This is a genomic window from Nesiotobacter zosterae, from assembly GCF_033843645.1.
GTDB lineage: Bacteria > Pseudomonadota > Alphaproteobacteria > Rhizobiales > Stappiaceae > Pseudovibrio > Pseudovibrio zosterae.
Genome location: NZ_JAWXVZ010000002.1, coordinates 318,630 through 336,269, shown reverse-complemented (window position 1 = coordinate 336,269; position 17,640 = coordinate 318,630). Strand labels below are relative to the sequence as shown.

Here is a 17,640-nt window from a genome sequence, read left to right as displayed (position 1 = left end):
GAGAAATCATCAAGTGCTTCGGCGTTAAGCTCAACGGTAAGCCACTACCTCTTCTATTCACTAGGCAGCCGCTGGGGCAACAGAGCCGACAAGCCGCTTGGGCAATTTGGACCAAAGCATCAACAAAGCAATTCCCAAGGTCATGGCCTCAGCCAGAGGTAGCGCAACAAACGCACCTGTGGGGCCCCAATAGTACGCTGCAATGAAGATCAGCGGCACAGGTAGCACCAGCGCCCTGAGCGCAGCAACCACAGCAGATTGGCCCGCGCACTGCATACCGGTGAAGTAACCAGAAAGCGCGATGTTTATGCCGTTGAACAAAAAAACCGGCCAGACTACGGCAATGAAGCCGAGTGTCAGGTCAAGTGTCTGCGTGCTGCCATCCCGCAAGAAAACGCCAACCAGGACCTCAGGAACACTCAGAAGAAGCACAATAATGCAAAGACCCGCCAAGACATTGGTGGCAACACCAAAGCCAAGGAATGTCAGAATGCGTTCGGGCAACCGTGCTCCATAATTGATGCTCACCAAGGGACCCAGCGCTTCACTGACCCCGTAGAACACCATGATCCCTAGAAACAGGATGTAGTTTACAATTGTAAAGGCTGCGACCCCCTCTGCACCAAACTCCAACATCAAGATCCAGTTGAACACAAAGGCTACGACCCCAGCAGAACTCTCGTTAACAAATTCGGACAGACCGTTGAACGCCGCCCGCCCGATAACGCGCCAGGAACCCTTCGGTTTGACAAATTTGAGCAAGGACTGTTTGCGCAGCAAATGCGTTGCCAAGATCGCGGTAGCCAAAACCTGCGCGATGCCGGTTGCCAAAGCCGCCCCAACTATTCCCATATCAAGCCAGGCAATCAGAAGAGCATCAAGAACAACGTTGAGCGCAGCGCCGTTCAACATAGCCCCGAGTGCAAACCCGGGACGGCCGTCAACCCGAACAAAGATGCAAAGAGCCATGGAGGCCGCAAACAACGGCAGGAACAGCGCGACAACCCGGATATAGGAAACCACAAGGCTGGAAACGTCTCCATCGGCACCCAGCAGCCCTGCTAACGTGTTCGCGCCAAAAAAGCACAGCACCATAAACAGAAACGCGAATGCCTGAACAGAGATAAACGCTTTTGTAAAAACCTGAGCCGCATCCCCTGTCTTCCGTTCCCCCAAGAACTTGCCACAGATAACAGCTGCCCCCACCACGAGCATGATGGTCACGCCCATGAACAACGCGAAAAAAGGCAACATGAGATTGATGGCAGCCAGTGCGATTGGCCCAACATAGTTCCCGACAAAAATGCCATCAACCATGAAGGCAGATTGGACAGCGATCAGGCCCAGGATGGCTGGAACGGCAAATCGCGCGAACAATCCAAACGGTGCGGCGGTTGTTATTTTTGCATTATTCGACATGTTTTCGCTTTCCAGCTGTGCGGAACTGGGTCACTCGGCTCTTAAGAATTGACCTGACTTGGTTCTATGACCTAGTGTTTTGAACAGATGTTCAAGACAACTTGGACATATGCTCAAATTTGAAATTGGTCAAGTGTTCAGGAAATAAAATGTCCTACATGCCGAAAGAGGAACGCCGCCGCGCAATCCTTGAAGCGACGATAAAACTGGCGGGAGAAAACGGCTTTGCTGGCCTTACAGCTAGGGCCATAGCCAAGGAATTAGGTGCGGCGACCGGTCTCCTGCACCACCACTTCTCATCACTCACTGAACTAAAATGCGCCGCCTTTCAATACTCCAACGAAAAAGGCTTCAATAAGCTGGTGGCAGAGGCAGAGGAATTGACACCAAAGGCTGCCATCAGAAAGCTGTTGGCCAGCTATCCGGAGCACGGTGAAGAACTTGAGATACGCATCTGGATGTCCGCCGCAGATGAGGCACAGCGCTCACCGGAGATGGCAGAGGTCTTTGCGCAGGTGAACAACGACACGCAGAAAGCTGTTGCCTCAGTCATACGTCGGGGCATCGAGACTGGAGAGTTCGAACGACGCATGGACCCGGATAAAGCGGCATGGAAGCTCATCAGTGCGTGCTTCACCATCATGGACGTCTCCTCAATGCCCCAGACAAACCTGACGCGAGAGACCGCTCTTGAAATCGTCGAGGATGAAATTACGACGACACTTGGTGCAAAGTTGGCATAAACCAGCTGCAAAACACTCTTTTAACCAGATGGTCGGCAGTGTAGAACTCTTAGGAGCAAATGCTGTTCTGTCAAAACATCTTAAAACGCAAGCGGTCCATCGAAAATGTCGAAGAAAGTGCTGGTCCTGAACGGCCCAAATCTGAACCTGCTCGGCCTGCGCCAACCTGAAGTGTATGGCAAGACCACGCTGCCGGAACTGGAACAGGCCTGCCACAAGCACGGGGCCTCTTTGGGCCTCGACGTAGAGTGTAAGCAATCAAATCACGAAGGTCAGCTCATCGACTGGATCCACGAGACCCGTGCAACAAACACAGGTATTGTGCTGAATGCGGGTGCCTATACGCATACTTCGATTGCAATAATGGACGCAATTGCCAGCGTTGAACGCCCTGTCATTGAGGTGCATCTCTCAAACATTCACCAGCGTGAAGAGTTTCGGCACACATCCTACGTTTCGAAACAGGCTGTAGGCATGATCTGCGGCTTGGGCCCGCACGGTTACATACTCGCAATCGATGCAGTAGCGCCCTTATTGGCTGATTGATCCCCTGCCTGCCAATGAAGAGACACTGGACAGCAACTGTCATTTTCTTTCTGCACATAGCTGGAGCCGCGACGGCTTGCCTGATGCAAACAATAAGATTTGCTTCGAGACGCTCAAACTCCTTTGAGCTCAGGACCGCTGCACACCGTTGCGAGCAGGCCCTGCTTTGGCGTTGAAGTGTTCCCATTCAAACGCGACAGTGTGCTTGGGTAGATTGGGCCAAGCGTTCCGCAGTGAGCATCCTCCAAAATCTCGCCAAGCAATGCAGGTGTGGGCACTCCGCGCAAGCACGTTAGCGATCTTCCTGCCTTACCACTCCTGAGCACCTGACCAACTCGCGCCAAACCACCCCTGAGGTTCAAACAGCTGGGAATACCAAGCGAAGTGAGATCTTCGTAAAGCTCAAGGCTTCGGTCTAAAGTCCGCTCTGAAACCGGCACAAGAACGGCCAGTGCAGAAGCTCCTGTACGCTTGATATGACGGGCCAGCCTCTTGATAGGAATCCGGCTTCGGCGCTCATCAAACACATGACTTTCAATTGCAACGGACGGACCCAGTATAAAGTCTTTGCGGCATTCGTCCGCTACAGCCTCAAACTGACAAAGCACTGCTGATGCAGGCTGTCTTCCCAGCCATCTGGACAGAGCACCAAGCCGATGTTCTTCTGCCGGCCTGATCAAAATAAGTGAAAAGCGGCTTCGATACAGAACCTCCGCAGCATAGTATGGATCTTCGCGCAAAGGCATGTGGCTGCAACACTCCCCTAACCCGAGCCTTTCTGCCAAAAGCTCCTATGGCCCTTAAAGCCTCATCTTAAGTGCAGTGGGAAATGTGCATCAGCCGTAGAATGAACAGGATTGACTACATCTAGTACTCAATGGTTTTCCGGCTTCTCATTTTTTTCGTGGAAGATCGTTGTTTCTTGCCTTCCAGGCGCCTCTTCTTGGAGGCAAGCGTCGGCCGAGTTGCCTTGCGTACTTTAGGCACGTAACCTGCCTGCCGGATGAGTGCAAACAACCGCTCAAAAGCATCTTCACGGTTTCGCTCCTGTGTCCGAAACCGATCTGCTGTGAGGACAATTTCACCCGAATTTGTGAGACGACTGCCCGCAGCACGCGCCAATCTTGCCTTGTGGCCTTCTTTCAAGCTTGTGTTGCCAGCAAGGTCAAAGCGCAATTGCACTGCCGATGACACCTTGTTGACGTTCTGACCGCCTGGACCTGATGCGCGAATGAAGTCCAGGTGAATGTCGTCCTTATCGATATGATAGCCGTCCCCGACGTCGAGAAGGCGTTGTTCAGTCATCGCACTAAAAGTCCATTTAAAAGCACGGTCTTGAGCGTACGTTTCGCCTCCCGCGCAAAAGAGTTGTTTGCCAGCCCCTTACCGGTAATGGCTTTGATCTGCACATCAAAATCCGAGTAATGCTGGGTTGTGGCCCACACCATAAAGATTACATGATAAGGATCAAGGGTCCGCATCTTGCCGGCTCGCATCCAAGCCCTCAACACGGCAGCTTTCTCATCAACAAGCTTCTTTAGTGATCCCTTGAGAACGTCTCCAACCACTCCCGCGCCCTGCAGAACCTCATTGGCAAACAACCGTGATGCTTCCGGGTGATCGATAGACAGCTGAAGCTTTTCTTCGATGTAACTACCAAGCGCTTCTTCTGGATCATCGTCCTTGTGCAGACGCTCCAATGGCTCCAACCAACCTTCAAGAATATGCTCCATTACCGCTTCATAGAGCTCCTTCTTAGACCGGTAATAGTAAAGCATATTGGACTTGGACATGCCCGCTGCTTCCGCTACTTCATCTAGCGTAGCACCATGAAAACCTGACCGGGAAAAGGTTTGTAGCGCCGCCTCTATGATCCGCGCACGATTGATTTTTTGAATGCGCGTTTTGTCACCGTTGGAACCACCATTTTTCATTTCAAGGTCCCCTCAACTAGAAGCACAGAAAGGATTATCGACTGCCTCAAGTTAAGGAACCATAGCATGCCATTCTTGCATTCCATCCAAGGCCATCCACCGAAGCCACCAAAATCCCAAGAAATCACATGAAGTGCTTAGCCTATATAACTACAATCGCGACGTTAGATATGCAATTTTAAGCTACATGATCGACATCCAAAAGCAAACTCTGAGCGCCACACTCGAATATGCAGGTATCACACTAAATAACCCATACATCCCTTTGAAATTATGTAATAAAGTTGAACTTTATCACCAAAGGTCAACCACTAGGTAATCGACACTGGTCTCGGCCATTTCATGCTGATAGTGTGCCGTGAAATCACTCATTTTCCCGGATCTTAAATCAAATCATGACTCCAAGCCGCGACATCTCCCGCCTCATTGAAATAATGCGCGCTCTCAGAACTCCTGAAACAGGCTGCCCATGGGACCTCGAGCAGACTTTTGAGACCATCGCACCCTACACAATTGAGGAAGCCTATGAGGTGGCGGAGGCAATCCAGAACGGTGACATGGATGAGCTGCGCGAAGAGCTTGGCGACCTTCTTCTGCAAGTCGTCTACCATTCCCGCATGGCGGAGGAAGAGAACAGTTTCGAGTTCTCAGATGTAGTTGAGGCTGTCACCACCAAAATGATCCGCCGACACCCGCATGTATTCGGAGATGAGGAAGCGCGCGCGACCGGCATGGAAAATGGCATGTGGGCACGCATCAAGGCTGAGGAACGCGCGGAAAAAAGTCGGCGCCGCGCCGCAATGGGGCTACCAGAAAAGCAAGAACACTTTCTGGACAGCGTCCCCACTGCTTTTCCCGCCCTTACAGAAGCAGACAAACTGCAACGTAAGGCGTCCACTGTAGGTTTCGATTGGGGAGCAGCCGGCCCGGTACTTGAGAAGATCAAAGAAGAATTCGAGGAACTCTCTGACGAGGTTTACGCAGATACGCCGGATCGCGATAAACTGGAAGACGAACTCGGGGATGTGCTCTTCGCCGTAGCAAACTTGGCTCGGCATCTGGACATTTCACCCGAAGAAGCCCTTAAACGCACCAACAGAAAGTTCAGAGCGCGTTTCGAGCACATTGAACGCGGTGCAAATGAAGAAGGCCGGCAACTTGCCGACCTCTCTCTCGATGAAATGGAAGCTTACTGGCAGGCTGCCAAGAAAAAATAGCCGCCTTCTGAGCCTCGCTAGATGGGTGAGTAGCCTTGGTTGCCACCCGCATTCTCATCGGGCACTTCAAGCTCACCTTCACCATCGAAGTACTTGGCATAGCGCTTACGGACGGGCTCCCGGTGCGCATCGGGAACTCGGACGACCAGATGAATGGCATCCTCACCATCTTCACGCTCCAACACCTCACAATGCTGGTAGAGCCAAGCCAGCTCAGCGCCAGCACTAAGAGGCAGGCTCATGGAGACAGAGTCCAGCTTTTCCGTCAGCCTCGCCTCAATGCGCTCGAGAAGAACAGCCGTCCCGTCCCCTGATATGGCAGAGACGGCAATCGCCCCCTCATCCGCGCTGTTCACTTCCAGAAGACGCTCACGGTAACCTTCATCCAGCAGGTCGATCTTATTCCAAACTTCGATCACGTGATCAGCTTCTGAAACCTTCAGACCCAACAGCTCAAGCGTCTCGTCGACATCCGCGGCTTGCGCCTTGGTATCCTCATGGGCGATGTCGCGCACATGAAGCACAATATCCGCCTCAATGACTTCTTCCAGCGTAGCACGGAACGCCGCCACCAGATTGTGCGGCAACTCTGAAATGAAGCCCACAGTGTCCGAAAGAATAACCTCTTTGCCATGAGGCAGCTTCAGGCGCCGCAGCGTTGGATCAAGGGTCGCAAACAAGAGGTTTTTTGCAAATACCTCCGAGTTCGTTAGCCGATTAAACAGCGTCGATTTGCCAGCATTGGTATAGCCAACAAAGGCAACCACCGGATGCGGCACTTTCTTGCGCTGTTTGCGATGGAGGGCACGAGTGCGCTGAACCTGTTCCAGTTCTTTTTGCAGGCGCGCGATGCGTTCCTGAATGATGCGCCTGTCCGCCTCGATCTGGGTTTCGCCGGGGCCACCAACGAAGCCCAATCCACCGCGCTGTCGCTCCAAGTGGGTCCAGGAGCGCACCAAACGGCTCTTTTGCCATGTGAGATGGGCCAGTTCCACCTGAAGGCGGCCTTCCTTTGTCTGAGCACGCTCACCAAAGATCTCAAGGATCAAGCCTGTCCGGTCGATCACTTTTGCCTTCCACTCGCGCTCCAGATTTCTCTGCTGGATCGGAGAAAGCGGATGATCCACCACTACCAAGGCGATGTCGTCCATCTCCACCTGAAGACGGATTTCTTCAACCTTGCCAGACCCAATCAGAGTACCCGGCTTAATGGTGTTGAGTTTGATAAGACCTGAGGAAACAATATCCAGCTCAATGGCTGCGGCCAAGCCAACGGCCTCTTCAAGGCGCGCTGCATCGCTGCGCCCGGCCCCGAAAGGACGCTCGTTGGATTTTGCGGAGGAGTACGCCCGCGAACTGATAACTGGTACGACAACGAGAGACCGGGTTCCCCGGGTCACCTCGGTTTCACCGGCCTCAACATTCGCATCCAAGTCTTTGCGCGAGAGGCCGGTGTCTTTTTGGGATTGGGGCTTCAATCAGCCTCCTGCTTTTTCGCCTTCTTCGTCCTGAGGATCGAACAATTGTACTGGCGTGTTTGGCATGATTGTGGAGATTGCGTGTTTGTACACGAGCTGGGAGTGTCCGTCCCGACGCAGCAATACGCAGAAATTGTCAAACCAAGTGACGACGCCCTGCAGTTTGACGCCGTTGATCAAGAAAATTGTAAGCGGTGTCTTCTGCTTACGAACATGATTCAAAAATGTGTCTTGAAGATTTTGAGCGCGGTCAGCCATCTCTCTTATTATCCTATTTCTCAGCGGACGCGGCCGCGGCATCCACTGTGTTTAATGTTCCCATCCTCAAACGGCTCCCTCTGACACCAACAAACACAAGAATTGCCCGAGTTAGATTGGAACCGCCGAAATACCTTTAGTTTGTTATTGCCCCCAAGAAGCTTACGCTTCAGGCACCGCCGAGTTTAATCAACTCAGCCGCGTCATGAAACGTTTTTCTCAAGTCCCTTGCAATCGAGCCCGGTGCCCCGTTTGCGATAACTGTATCGTCAATTCTGGTCACCGGCATTACAAGTGCAGACGCAGCCGTGATAAACGCTTCCCGTGCCGACTTGGCCTCTTCTACGGTAAAAGCACGCTCTTGAACAGAAATACCCTTCATTTCCGCCAGTTTCATCACAACAGAGCGTGTAATACCCCTCAAAATGCCGTGGTCCGCCGGACGTGTGACAAGTGTCCCATCATTAAGAACGATCCATGCATTAGTAGAACCACCCTCGGTTACGAACCCGTCTTTATCCACAAACCAGGCTTCTTTTGCCCCAGCTTCCTTAGCCTTTTGTTTAGCAAGTACATTAGGCAAAAGACCTACGGTTTTAATATCAACCCTGGCCCAGCGATTCTCAGGAGTCGTGATTACTGAAACGCCCTGCTCTGCCGCTGCCTCATTCTTCGTGGCAGAGACTGACTTGGCGGTCATCACAATTGAAGGCGGCGTATCCTCGGGCGGGAAGTAATGATCACGACGCGCAACCCCGCGGGTAACCTGAATATAGATCAGACCATCCTTGACGCGATTGCGCTCTATCACTTCTCTCATGACCCTGATGAGCGCGCCTCGTGCCATTGGAGCACGAATAGCCAATTCTCTTAAAGAACGGTCCAGTCGCTCCAAGTGCTCCGTCTGATCAACGATTTGTCCCTTCCAGATTTCGCAGACCTCATAGACGCCATCTGCGAACTGGTATCCCCTGTCTTCAATATGGACCGCTGCCCGTGAGTGGGGCACGTACTGGCCATTGACATATGCAACCCTGCTCATCGGTTTCTCCTGATTGATCTTATTGGAACCGGGTAAAGGCACCAAGGAAGCGCCATGGCATTCCTAGTGAAACATTACCCGATCATCCCAGAGCAGTTGGCATTTTACAGAAGTTCTACATAAAGCAGTGCTGTTATACACTCATCGTTATCCTAGAAAAACTCAAGTGATACACGGAACATCTGCTCAACCTGTCGTACGCGCTCGGCCAGAGCGAAAATAACAACACGGTCATTTGCGCGAACTTTGTCTTCTCCACTTGGTGGCAAGACTTCGCCATTACGGTAGATCGCACCAATGCGAATGCCTTCTGATAGCTCAACTTCGCGGAGAGGCTGTCCTACGAGCGGCGATGTTTCCAGAGCTTCTGCCTCAATAACCTCAGCAACACCATTTTGCAGCGAGTGAACAGAGCGGATACGGCCACGACGCACGTGCTGCAAGATCTTCGAGATCGTCACTTGACGTGGATTAACGAAGGTATCGATGCCCAACGCATGCGCAAATGCCGGATAGCTGGAGTTGTTCAAAAGCGTCAAGTTGCGCTCACAGCCCAGCTTCTTGGCCATAACGCACGACAAGATGTTCACCTCATCTTCGTTGGTCAAGGCAACCATCATGTCCGCATCTTCTACATCCGCCTCCTGAAGCAGCACCTGGTCCAAGGCACTGCCGTGCAGAACAACCGTCCGGCGCAGCTCATCGGCAATACTCATCGCGCGTTCGCGGGACTGCTCAATGATTTTCACCTTGGTTCTGACCTGACGGCTTTCGAGACGGCGGGCTACGTAGGAACCGATATTGCCACCACCAGCAATGATGACGCGGCTGGCCTCTGGCTCTTCGTGACCAAAAATACCAAGCGTTCTGCGCACTTGTTCGCGCTCACAACATACATAGACCAGGTCCCCTTCGCGCATCATATCACTGCTGTGCGGAACAAAAATCTGACCGTCACGGAAAATACCAACCACGGTCGATTTGAGATCTGGGAACAGGTCTGTCAGCTGCCTCAACGGCGTATCAACCACCGGGCAATCTGCTTGACAATCGATGCCGACGACCACAACACGGTCATCGGCAAACCGAACCGTTTCCATGGCACCAGGCAACGACAAACGCCGCAGCACCATCTCTCCCACTTCGATTTCCGGCGAAATGATAACGTCGATCGGCATGTTCTCTCTGGAGAACAGGTCGCTATACCGGCTTTCCAGATAACTTTGAGCGCGCACACGAGAGACTTTGGTCGGCACGTTGAACAAGGAGTGCGCGACCTGACAGGCCACCATGTTGACCTCGTCGTAGAGCGTCACCGCGATGATCATGTCTGCGTCCGCCGCACCTGCCTGCGCAAGCACATCCGGATGCGCACCGTGGCCCACAAAACCCCGCACATCCAGAGTATCGCGAATAACATTCACCAGCTGAGGCGATGTATCGATAACGGATACATCGTTCTGCTCAGAAGCCAATTTTTCGGCGATGCCGTAGCCAACCTGCCCGGCACCGCAAATCACGACTTTCATTGCTTTGTCCTACAATTCGCGAGTCATTGCTCGCGACCCTATCATGAAAGTCCGAGCGATTTCAGCTTTCTGTGTAGCGCTGAACGCTCCATGCCAACATATTCCGCAGTCCGCGAAATATTGCCCCCAAAACGGCTGACCTGCGCCTTGAGATATTCGCGCTCAAACTGCTCTCTGGCCTCTCGCAATGGCAAGGACATCAGCTCTGTGTTGCCACCAGCACCCGGCATACTTGGCAGTGTTGACGCCACCTCAGAGGGCAGAAGGTCGGCCGTGATCACTGCATCCGGTTCTCCGCGAGTCAAGATCATCAGGCGTTCCACGTTGTTCCGCAACTGACGGATGTTGCCAGGCCAGTCATGGGTTTGCAAAACCGCCATAGCGTCTTCCCCAATTCGGCGCATCGGCAAGCCAGTGGAATTAGAGATCTGCTGCATGAAGTAATGGATGAGCTGCGGGATGTCCTCGCGGCGCTCTTCCAGAGCCGGAACACGGATCGGCACAACACCGAGGCGATGATAAAGATCTTCTCGGAACCGTCCTTCCGCGACCTCGCTTTCCAAGTTGCTCGCACTTGAAGACAAGATACGAACATCAACCTTCACTTTGGAAGAACCACCGACACGAGAAAAATTCTGGTCGACCAGAACGCGCAGGATCTTGTTCTGAGTTTCGCGCGGCATATCGCTGATCTCATCGAGATAGAGCGTTCCACCGTGCGCCTCCTCCAGTGCGCCGACTTTTCGAGGCTGGCTGTCGGTCTCCTCAATCCCGAACAGCTCTTCCTCCATGCGCTCTGGCGTGATGTTTGCAGCACTCATCACCACAAACGGTGCCTTGGAGCGCGAAGAGGATTCGTGAATGGTCCGTGCTACCAACTCCTTACCTGCCCCGGACGGGCCGTTGATAAGGACGCGGCTGTTTGTCATCGCAATGCGTTCAATGGTGTTGCGAAGACTGTTCATGGCCGCCGAAGAGCCGACGAGCTGAGCGGCATCCGCACTGCGCTGCTTCAGTTCCTTGATCTCACGCTTCAGGCTCGAAGCCTCAAGGGCGCGTTCAACGATCAGCACCAGTCGATCCGCCTTGAAAGGCTTTTCGATGTAGTCGTAAGCGCCGCGCTTGATTGCCGATACAGCTGTTTCGATGTTGCCATGACCGGAGATGATGACCACCGGCAGATCAGGGTTTTGCTGCTTGATGATATCAAGCAACTCCAATCCGTCCAGGCGGCTACCTTGGAGCCAAATGTCCAGAATGACGAGCGACGGGCGCCTTTCGGCAATGGCCTCCAACGCGCTATCGCTGTCGCCAGCAGTGCGTGCTGAATAGCCGTCATCGTCTAGGATACCCGCGATAAGGTCACGGATATCGGCTTCATCGTCCACAATAAGAATGTCACTTGCCATGGCTTGTATCCACCACTTCTTCTGTCCGATTGGATTCACTGGATGGGTTGAGAGATGCAGCTAGTGTCAATCGGACCATAGCCCCATGCCCCCCTCGGCTAACGGCAGGCGCATCAAGCAGCTCGATCCCCCCACCATGATCTTCCATAATTTTTCGTACAATCGCGAGGCCCAGACCAGTCCCTTTTTCTCGGGTTGTCATGTATGGCTCAAGCAATCTGGTGCGCTGTTCCGAAGGCAGACCGATTCCGTTGTCGATCACCTCAATCACGCGGTTGTCGCCTTGCTCATAAAGGCGGACACGGATCTCGCCCTTCTCCTCGGTGTCAGTCTGTTCAAGAAACGCTTCGACAGCTTCGGTCGCGTTCTTGATCACATTTCCAACGGCCTGCCCGACCAAGCGGCTATCAAACTGAGCGAGCACCGGCTCTTCTGGCAACTCTGTCTTGATCTGCATTTCGGAGTTCGAGACGGAAAGCATGAAGGCTGTTTCGCGCACCATAGCGCGAAGATCGCCCTGCTCTATCTTCGGCTTCGGCATGCGCGCAAAAGAAGAAAACTCATCGACCATCCGGCCAATGTCACCCACCTGACGGACGATAGTGTCCACGCATTGGTCAAAAACCTGCCGGTCGTCTTCACTGATGCGTTTGCCGTAGCGGCGACGAATACGTTCTGCCGAAAGCTGAATCGGTGTCAGCGGGTTCTTGATCTCGTGCGCGATACGACGTGCCACATCTGCCCAAGCCGAATTGCGCTGCGCGGCAACAAGGTCTGTGATGTCATCAAGTGTCACAACAAAACCGTGCTCAGACCGGGTTGCTTCTTCCGTTGTCACGCGAACATTGACAGTTCGCTCTCGGCCATTTCGAACCAGCGAAACCTGAGCGTATTTACGATGATCCCCGCGGCCATTGAGAGCCTCTTCCACGGCATCATTGAGTTCAATCACCGCTTCTGCAATCGGCCTTTCAAGCAACTCGTTCTCATCTTGATCCAAGAGATTCAAGGCTGAACGGTTGATCAGGGTAATGTGGCCTTCATCATCAATACCGATGACGCCAGAAGAAACGCCAGAAAGCACCGCTTCGGTAAACCTGCGGCGTTTGTCAATCTGATCATTTGCGGCCAGCAGTGCTGCACGCTGTCCGCGCAGCTGCGAGGTCATGTTGTTGAACGTGGTGCCAAGGTTTGAAAGATCGCCGGCTGCCTTGTCGGTCTCAACTTCAACAAGGTAATTGCCCTGAGAAACCTGATCCGCCGCACCAATCAGATTTCGGATCGGCTTTACGAGGTTGTTGGCAAAGCCAAAGCCCACCCAGATGGAAGACAAAAGCAAGACAAGCGCCACTCCGACGTAAACCAGAGCAAAAGCAAGCTGCACCCCGAACCGGCGCGCCTCAAGCTCGGCGTACTCGTTGATCCCCGCCTCTGCCAGACGCTGGTATTCAACCACACGCGGGTCGAGCGCTCTTGTCACATATAGATAGAGATCGTCATAGGCGGTGAGTTTCATGACGCCGCCAACAAGGTTCGAAACACCAGGCGCAATCAAAACGGGAGCCCCCGCCTGCGCTTGTTCCATGGCAATTTCTGGAGGCAGCAAGGGCTCGACATCCGGATCGCGCAATACCCGCGTAACCACTGTCCCGTCGCGCTCCAAAATATAGGCGGCGAGCAACCCACGCACCCATGTCTGGGTCTCGAAAAAGCGATCAAAACGGGACGGCTCGTAGTGGTAAGCGTTTCGGTTGAGATCCACATCATTGACCATCGCGATCAACGTACTGCGGAGTACATTGCCATGCTCTTGAACGTATGCCGCGGCAACGGACTGAGCATTGCCGATGATCTGACGCGTCCTCTGCTCGAACCATCGATCCAGACCCTGATCAAGCGTGATTGTCGCAACAACGGCCACGAGAATTGCAGGAATGGCTGCCACGAGAGAAAACATCGTGACGATGCGCACATGAAGCCGAGCTGCAGCGCGCCCACGCCGGCGCGCTTTAAGGAGCTTGAAAAACTCCCACATGATCAGGCCGACAAGCAAAGCCACCAGCACGCTGTTCAACACAAGCGCGGCATAGACAACATTTGCATTGGGCACGATCGGGGTCAGTCCCATAAGGACTGTGAAGGAGATCCCAATCGACAAAAGAGAAACAATGACCACGAGCAACCCAGCCAAGCGTGCTCGGTGCCCCATCAAACCAGATTTACGTTCGGTTTTTTGTTGGTTTGCTTTGAAAATCATGCGCAACGTGTCGTGGGATGCCTAAAAACTACGAAATACAGTTGCATCATTAGCACACATGTTGCCGATGCGCGACACCCGGTTATTCATGCGGATGACATTGGGGAAAAGAAGGCCGCTTCCAAAGCTCAGAAAGCGGCCTCATCAAGAAATTATCTAGCTCTCCCAACGAGATCAGGGCCTTATCTGGATGTCCTGATAACCTGAACATCGAGATCACGAATTTTCTTGCGCAAGGTGTTTCGATTCACGCCCAAGAGTTCTGCGGCCTTGATTTGGTTGCCTCGGGTGGCTGCCAAGGTCGCAGAGATAAGCGGATACTCAACTTCTCGCAGGATACGGTGATAGAGGCCTGGAGGTGGCAGATCATCACCGAAGCTGCCGAAGTATTCTCCCATAAATCTCTCGACCGCGCTGCTCAGGTCATTGTCGGCAGCACCCTCGTCACTGGACTGCGCCATGGCTGGCTGGCTCAACTCCAGATCGATCAGACTGGAGGTGATAACGTCTTGTGGGTACAAGGCGGCCAAACGGCGAACCAGATTCTCCAGCTCACGCACGTTGCCAGGCCAGCGATAGCGGCGCAATTTTTCCAGTGCATTCAACTCGATTTGCTTGGATGGGAGCCCCTCCTTTTGCGCAAAAGAGAAGAAATGGCGCACCAGATCAGGAATATCTTCGGTACGCTCTCTGAGAGGTGGCAAGCGGATTGGAACCACGTTCAAGCGGAAGTACAAGTCCTCGCGAAACAGCCCCTGCGCAATCAAGTGCTGCAAATCCTTGTTGGTGGCGGCAATGATGCGCACATCCGTCTTGATGGGGGTACGCCCCCCAACGGTGGTGTATTCACCTTGCTGAAGCACACGGAGCAAACGCGTTTGCGCTTCCATTGGCATGTCGCCAATTTCGTCCAGAAACAGCGTACCGCCGTCAGCTTGTTCAAACCGCCCGGACGAACGCGCCTGAGCCCCTGTGAACGCGCCTTTCTCGTGCCCAAACAGTTCGGACTCGATCAAATCCCGCGGAATGGCCGCCATATTCACAGCGACAAAGGGTCCATTTCGGCGCTTGCCATAATCATGCAGCGCTCGGGCTACAAGTTCCTTACCCGTACCACTTTCACCATTGATCATCACGGTGAGGTCGGTCTGCATAAGCCGCGCCAGAACGCGGTAAATCTCCTGCATTGCAGGAGAACGCCCCACCAGAGGAATGTTGTCCTGCCCCTCTTCTCCCGCGGGCACCCGGCGGGACTTGGGCTCTGCCAAGGCACGCCCAACGATGTTTGTGAGCTCCTTCAGGTCAAAGGGCTTTGGCAAATATTCGTAGGCACCCTGCTCTGAGGCCTTGATTGCGGTCATGAATGTATTCTGGGCACTCATGATGATCACAGGCAATTCCGGACGCAGCTTTCGAATACGTGGCAACACATCGAACGCGTTTTCGTCCGGCATCACCACATCCGAGATAACCAGATCCCCCTCTCCAGAACTCACCCATCGCCACAAGGTCGTGGCATTGGATGTGAGGCGTACCGTGTAACCGGCACGGGAGAGCGCTTGGTTCAAAACAGTACGGATGGCCGCATCATCATCGGCGACAAGAATAGTCCCGCTGGGCATCGCTGATTATTCCTATTCCTCTGTAACGGCATCTGAAGCTGAGAAGGCTGGCATGAGAATGCGAAACGTTGTTCCCCGCCCGGTACTGTCACACTCGATGACACCACCATGGTCTCCTACAATTTTCGCAACCAGCGCCAAGCCAAGCCCCGATCCGTTTGTTTTTGTCGTAATGAAAGGCTCAAAGAGATGAGGTAAAAGGTCCTGTGGTACGCCCGGTCCGTTGTCCTTGACGCAGAACTCGAGCGGCAGGCTGACACGCTCCCGCGCGCCGGGGACAGACAGGCGAACACCAGGTCTGAAGGCTGTTGTTATTGTAATCTCGGCATCCGAAGAAGCCGATAGCGCCTCACCTGCATTCTTGACCAAGTTCAGGAACACCTGAATGAGTTGATCTTTATTGGCATAAACCGGTGGCAATGAAGGGTCATACTTTTCGACGATTCGAATGTCTTTGGCAAAGCCGTTCTCCGCAACCTGCTTCACCCGATCCAGAACCACGTGGATGTTGACTGGCTCGCGATCAATCGGCCGCTCATCGGAAAACACTTCCATACGATCCACCAGTTTCACGATCCTGTCGGTCTCCTCCATGATGAGGCGGGTAAGAGCCCGGTCATTCTCGTCCGCCGAACTTTCAAGGAGTTGTGCTGCACCACGAATGCCTGAAAGCGGGTTCTTGATTTCATGTGCCAACATGGCCGCCAGGCCAGTAACAGTGCGCGCTGCGCCTCGAGAGGTCAGCTGCTTGTCCAATTTCTCAGCCATCGTGCGCTCCTGAAAGAGCAGCACCACCGACCCCGGCTGATCGCTCAAAGGCGAAGCGTGAATATCGACAAGTTTTTCCGACCCAATGCGAGGCGAGCCGATATCAACCTTGTACTCATTAACCGGCGCTCCGCGCTCGCGTACCTGAGAAATCAAGCTCAAGAGCGGGCTGCCAAACGGCACGAAGTAAGAAAGATCATGACGCTGCAGGACTGCGAGGCTTGCTTGAAAGAACGCCTCCGCGGCGGCATTTGCCCGGCTTATTTTTTCGTCTTCTCCGACAACCACCACCGGGTGAGGCAGTGAATCCAGAACCTGCTGTCCTGTGGTGCCGAGCCCCTTTGCACCAGCTGCCCGAGAAACGTCATTCATTATGCAGCACTCCGCACATAGTTTGTATTGTCGGAAAAAAGTTGGTGAAGAGTCGTGCGAACCCAATCCGGATCTTGCGACGTCATTAGCTGCTTCATGACAGCACCCGCCACCTGTGTTTTTTCAAGATTGGCCTCAATGTACCAGCCAATATGCTTACGCGCTGATCGAAGCCCGATATCGCCCGGATAATGGTCCAGCATGGCGTCGTAGTGCTCTACAACCAGATCTGCCAGATCCTTGCCCTTTGGCGCTTCAAGCCGCTCCCCAGTTTCAAGGAAGTGCCCAACATGCCCGGATAACCATGGCCGCCCATAAGCACCGCGACCCACCATCACCATGTCAGCGCCTGACTTTTGCAGCATCTCGGTCGCATCATCAAAACTGCAGCAATCGCCGTTGGCGACCAGAGGCACATCAACGACCTCGCGCACCATGGCAATCGCTTCCCAGTCCGCTTTGCCCTTGTAGAACTGGCTGCGCGTGCGCCCGTGCACCGTAATCATCTGCACACCGGCATCCACTGCACGGCGCGCCAGTTCAGGCGCATTAATGGAATTCTCATCCCAGCCAAGCCGCATCTTCAAGGTAACGGGCACCTTCACGGCGGCGACTGTGGCCTCGACCAATGTCAAAGCATGGTCCAGATCTTTCATGAGCGCTGAACCAGAGTACCCGCTTGTCACTTTTTTGGCAGGGCATCCCATGTTGATGTCGATGATGTCAGCACCAGCTGCTTCAGCCAATCGCGCGCCCTCACCCATCCAATGCGCCTCTCGGCCTGCAAGCTGAATGACGTGCGGAGAAATCCCTTCCCCTTCAGCGCGCATCAAGGATTCCGGGTGCCCAGTTACCAACGCTTCGCTCGCAACCATCTCGCTTACCACGAGGCCGGCGCCGAAACGCCAGGCAAGCTGGCGAAACGGCAAGTCAGTCACACCTGACATCGGCGCTAGAACGCACCTGTTTCTAAGAGGGATCGTGCCGATGAGTGTCATGGTTGTTTTCTGAGAGCTGAAGGATTCTGCACATTCCGTATGCATTGC

General features: G+C 53.6%; 16 protein-coding genes. 3 read left to right on the top strand and 13 right to left on the bottom strand.

Going from position 1 to position 17,640, the window contains the following annotated elements:
- Positions 1–60: 60 nt before the first annotated feature.
- Positions 61–1,419 carry an MATE family efflux transporter gene (locus Q3Y58_RS04460; protein ID WP_319621196.1) on the bottom strand — a complete coding sequence of 453 codons (1,359 nt, stop codon included), beginning with the start codon at positions 1,417–1,419 and terminating at the stop codon, positions 61–63.
- Positions 1,420–1,568: 149 nt separating this feature from the next.
- Here Q3Y58_RS04460 and Q3Y58_RS04455 point away from each other — a divergent pair, with 149 nt between their 5' ends.
- Both Q3Y58_RS04455 and aroQ read left to right on the top strand, forming a co-directional pair.
- A complete protein-coding gene (locus Q3Y58_RS04455; protein ID WP_319621194.1) occupies positions 1,569–2,162 on the top strand; it encodes a TetR family transcriptional regulator in 594 nt (197 codons plus the stop codon).
- A 105-nt stretch (positions 2,163–2,267) separates the two neighbouring features.
- Positions 2,268–2,708, top strand: coding sequence for a type II 3-dehydroquinate dehydratase (aroQ, locus tag Q3Y58_RS04450; protein ID WP_274216819.1), 441 nt, complete (start codon positions 2,268–2,270; stop codon positions 2,706–2,708).
- Between the two features lie 113 nt (positions 2,709–2,821).
- Here the strand turns inward: aroQ and Q3Y58_RS04445 are convergent, their stop codons facing one another.
- The 3 genes from Q3Y58_RS04445 to Q3Y58_RS04435 all read right to left on the bottom strand — a co-directional run bounded on the left by Q3Y58_RS04445 (position 2,822) and on the right by Q3Y58_RS04435 (position 4,642).
- Positions 2,822–3,454, bottom strand: coding sequence for a hypothetical protein (locus tag Q3Y58_RS04445; protein ID WP_319621193.1), 633 nt, complete (start codon positions 3,452–3,454; stop codon positions 2,822–2,824).
- A 121-nt stretch (positions 3,455–3,575) separates the two neighbouring features.
- Positions 3,576–4,013 carry an alternative ribosome rescue aminoacyl-tRNA hydrolase ArfB gene (gene arfB, locus Q3Y58_RS04440; protein WP_274216817.1) on the bottom strand — a complete coding sequence of 146 codons (438 nt, stop codon included), beginning with the start codon at positions 4,011–4,013 and terminating at the stop codon, positions 3,576–3,578.
- A complete protein-coding gene (locus tag Q3Y58_RS04435; RefSeq protein WP_274216816.1) occupies positions 4,010–4,642 on the bottom strand; it encodes a TetR family transcriptional regulator C-terminal domain-containing protein in 633 nt (210 codons plus the stop codon). The genes arfB and Q3Y58_RS04435 overlap by 4 nt, the downstream gene beginning before the upstream one ends.
- Before the next feature lie 395 nt (positions 4,643–5,037).
- On the opposite strand from Q3Y58_RS04435, the gene mazG reads away from it, so the two are divergent.
- A complete protein-coding gene (gene mazG / locus Q3Y58_RS04430) occupies positions 5,038–5,859 on the top strand; it encodes a nucleoside triphosphate pyrophosphohydrolase (protein ID WP_274216815.1) in 822 nt (273 codons plus the stop codon).
- 17 nt (positions 5,860–5,876) lie between these two features.
- Here mazG and hflX read toward each other — a convergent pair whose 3' ends face one another.
- The 9 genes from hflX to dusB form a co-directional block, all read right to left on the bottom strand.
- Positions 5,877–7,337 (bottom strand): GTPase HflX, encoded by a 1,461-nt coding sequence (gene hflX / locus Q3Y58_RS04425; RefSeq protein ID WP_319621192.1) that lies wholly within the window; start codon positions 7,335–7,337, stop codon positions 5,877–5,879.
- Entirely contained in the window at positions 7,338–7,595 is a 258-nt protein-coding gene (gene hfq / locus Q3Y58_RS04420; protein WP_274216814.1) for an RNA chaperone Hfq, read from the bottom strand.
- A 169-nt stretch (positions 7,596–7,764) separates the two neighbouring features.
- Positions 7,765–8,637, bottom strand: coding sequence for a D-amino-acid transaminase (locus Q3Y58_RS04415; RefSeq protein WP_274216813.1), 873 nt, complete (start codon positions 8,635–8,637; stop codon positions 7,765–7,767).
- A 152-nt stretch (positions 8,638–8,789) separates the two neighbouring features.
- A complete protein-coding gene (gene trkA / locus Q3Y58_RS04410) occupies positions 8,790–10,166 on the bottom strand; it encodes a Trk system potassium transporter TrkA (RefSeq protein ID WP_274216812.1) in 1,377 nt (458 codons plus the stop codon).
- A gap of 41 nt (positions 10,167–10,207) precedes the next feature.
- Positions 10,208–11,575: a nitrogen assimilation response regulator NtrX gene (gene ntrX, locus Q3Y58_RS04405; protein ID WP_274216811.1), complete on the bottom strand. Its 1,368-nt coding sequence runs from the start codon at positions 11,573–11,575 to the stop codon at positions 10,208–10,210.
- The gene (locus Q3Y58_RS04400) at positions 11,565–13,766 is read right to left on the bottom strand and encodes a sensor histidine kinase NtrY-like (RefSeq protein WP_319621190.1); all 2,202 of its coding nucleotides are present in this window, start codon (positions 13,764–13,766) and stop codon (positions 11,565–11,567) included. The genes ntrX and Q3Y58_RS04400 overlap by 11 nt, the downstream gene beginning before the upstream one ends.
- 248 nt (positions 13,767–14,014) lie before the next feature.
- On the bottom strand, positions 14,015–15,454 hold the full coding sequence (gene ntrC, locus Q3Y58_RS04395; RefSeq protein ID WP_319621189.1) for a nitrogen regulation protein NR(I): 1,440 nt from the start codon (positions 15,452–15,454) through the stop codon (positions 14,015–14,017).
- Between the two features lie 12 nt (positions 15,455–15,466).
- Positions 15,467–16,594 (bottom strand): two-component system sensor histidine kinase NtrB, encoded by a 1,128-nt coding sequence (locus Q3Y58_RS04390; protein WP_319621188.1) that lies wholly within the window; start codon positions 16,592–16,594, stop codon positions 15,467–15,469.
- Positions 16,594–17,592 carry a tRNA dihydrouridine synthase DusB gene (dusB, locus tag Q3Y58_RS04385; protein WP_319621187.1) on the bottom strand — a complete coding sequence of 333 codons (999 nt, stop codon included), beginning with the start codon at positions 17,590–17,592 and terminating at the stop codon, positions 16,594–16,596. The genes Q3Y58_RS04390 and dusB overlap by 1 nt, the downstream gene beginning before the upstream one ends.
- Positions 17,593–17,640 lie beyond the last annotated feature (48 nt).

Bases quoted from the DNA above. Each gene is read 5' to 3' on its own strand.
- ntrC (WP_319621189.1), bottom strand. From the start codon at position 15,454: ATGCCCAGCGGGACTATTCTTGTCGCCGATGATGATGCGGCCATCCGT.
- dusB (WP_319621187.1), bottom strand. From the start codon at position 17,592: ATGACACTCATCGGCACGATCCCTCTTAGAAACAGGTGCGTTCTAGCG.
- ntrX (WP_274216811.1), bottom strand. From the start codon at position 11,575: ATGGCAAGTGACATTCTTATTGTGGACGATGAAGCCGATATCCGTGAC.
- arfB (WP_274216817.1), bottom strand. From the start codon at position 4,013: ATGACTGAACAACGCCTTCTCGACGTCGGGGACGGCTATCATATCGAT.
- aroQ (WP_274216819.1), top strand. From the start codon at position 2,268: ATGTCGAAGAAAGTGCTGGTCCTGAACGGCCCAAATCTGAACCTGCTC.
- trkA (WP_274216812.1), bottom strand. From the start codon at position 10,166: ATGAAAGTCGTGATTTGCGGTGCCGGGCAGGTTGGCTACGGCATCGCC.
- Q3Y58_RS04390 (WP_319621188.1), bottom strand. From the start codon at position 16,594: ATGAATGACGTTTCTCGGGCAGCTGGTGCAAAGGGGCTCGGCACCACA.
- hfq (WP_274216814.1), bottom strand. From the start codon at position 7,595: ATGGCTGACCGCGCTCAAAATCTTCAAGACACATTTTTGAATCATGTT.
- mazG (WP_274216815.1), top strand. From the start codon at position 5,038: ATGACTCCAAGCCGCGACATCTCCCGCCTCATTGAAATAATGCGCGCT.
- Q3Y58_RS04455 (WP_319621194.1), top strand. From the start codon at position 1,569: ATGTCCTACATGCCGAAAGAGGAACGCCGCCGCGCAATCCTTGAAGCG.
- Q3Y58_RS04435 (WP_274216816.1), bottom strand. From the start codon at position 4,642: ATGAAAAATGGTGGTTCCAACGGTGACAAAACGCGCATTCAAAAAATC.
- Q3Y58_RS04460 (WP_319621196.1), bottom strand. From the start codon at position 1,419: ATGTCGAATAATGCAAAAATAACAACCGCCGCACCGTTTGGATTGTTC.
- Q3Y58_RS04445 (WP_319621193.1), bottom strand. From the start codon at position 3,454: ATGCCTTTGCGCGAAGATCCATACTATGCTGCGGAGGTTCTGTATCGA.
- Q3Y58_RS04415 (WP_274216813.1), bottom strand. From the start codon at position 8,637: ATGAGCAGGGTTGCATATGTCAATGGCCAGTACGTGCCCCACTCACGG.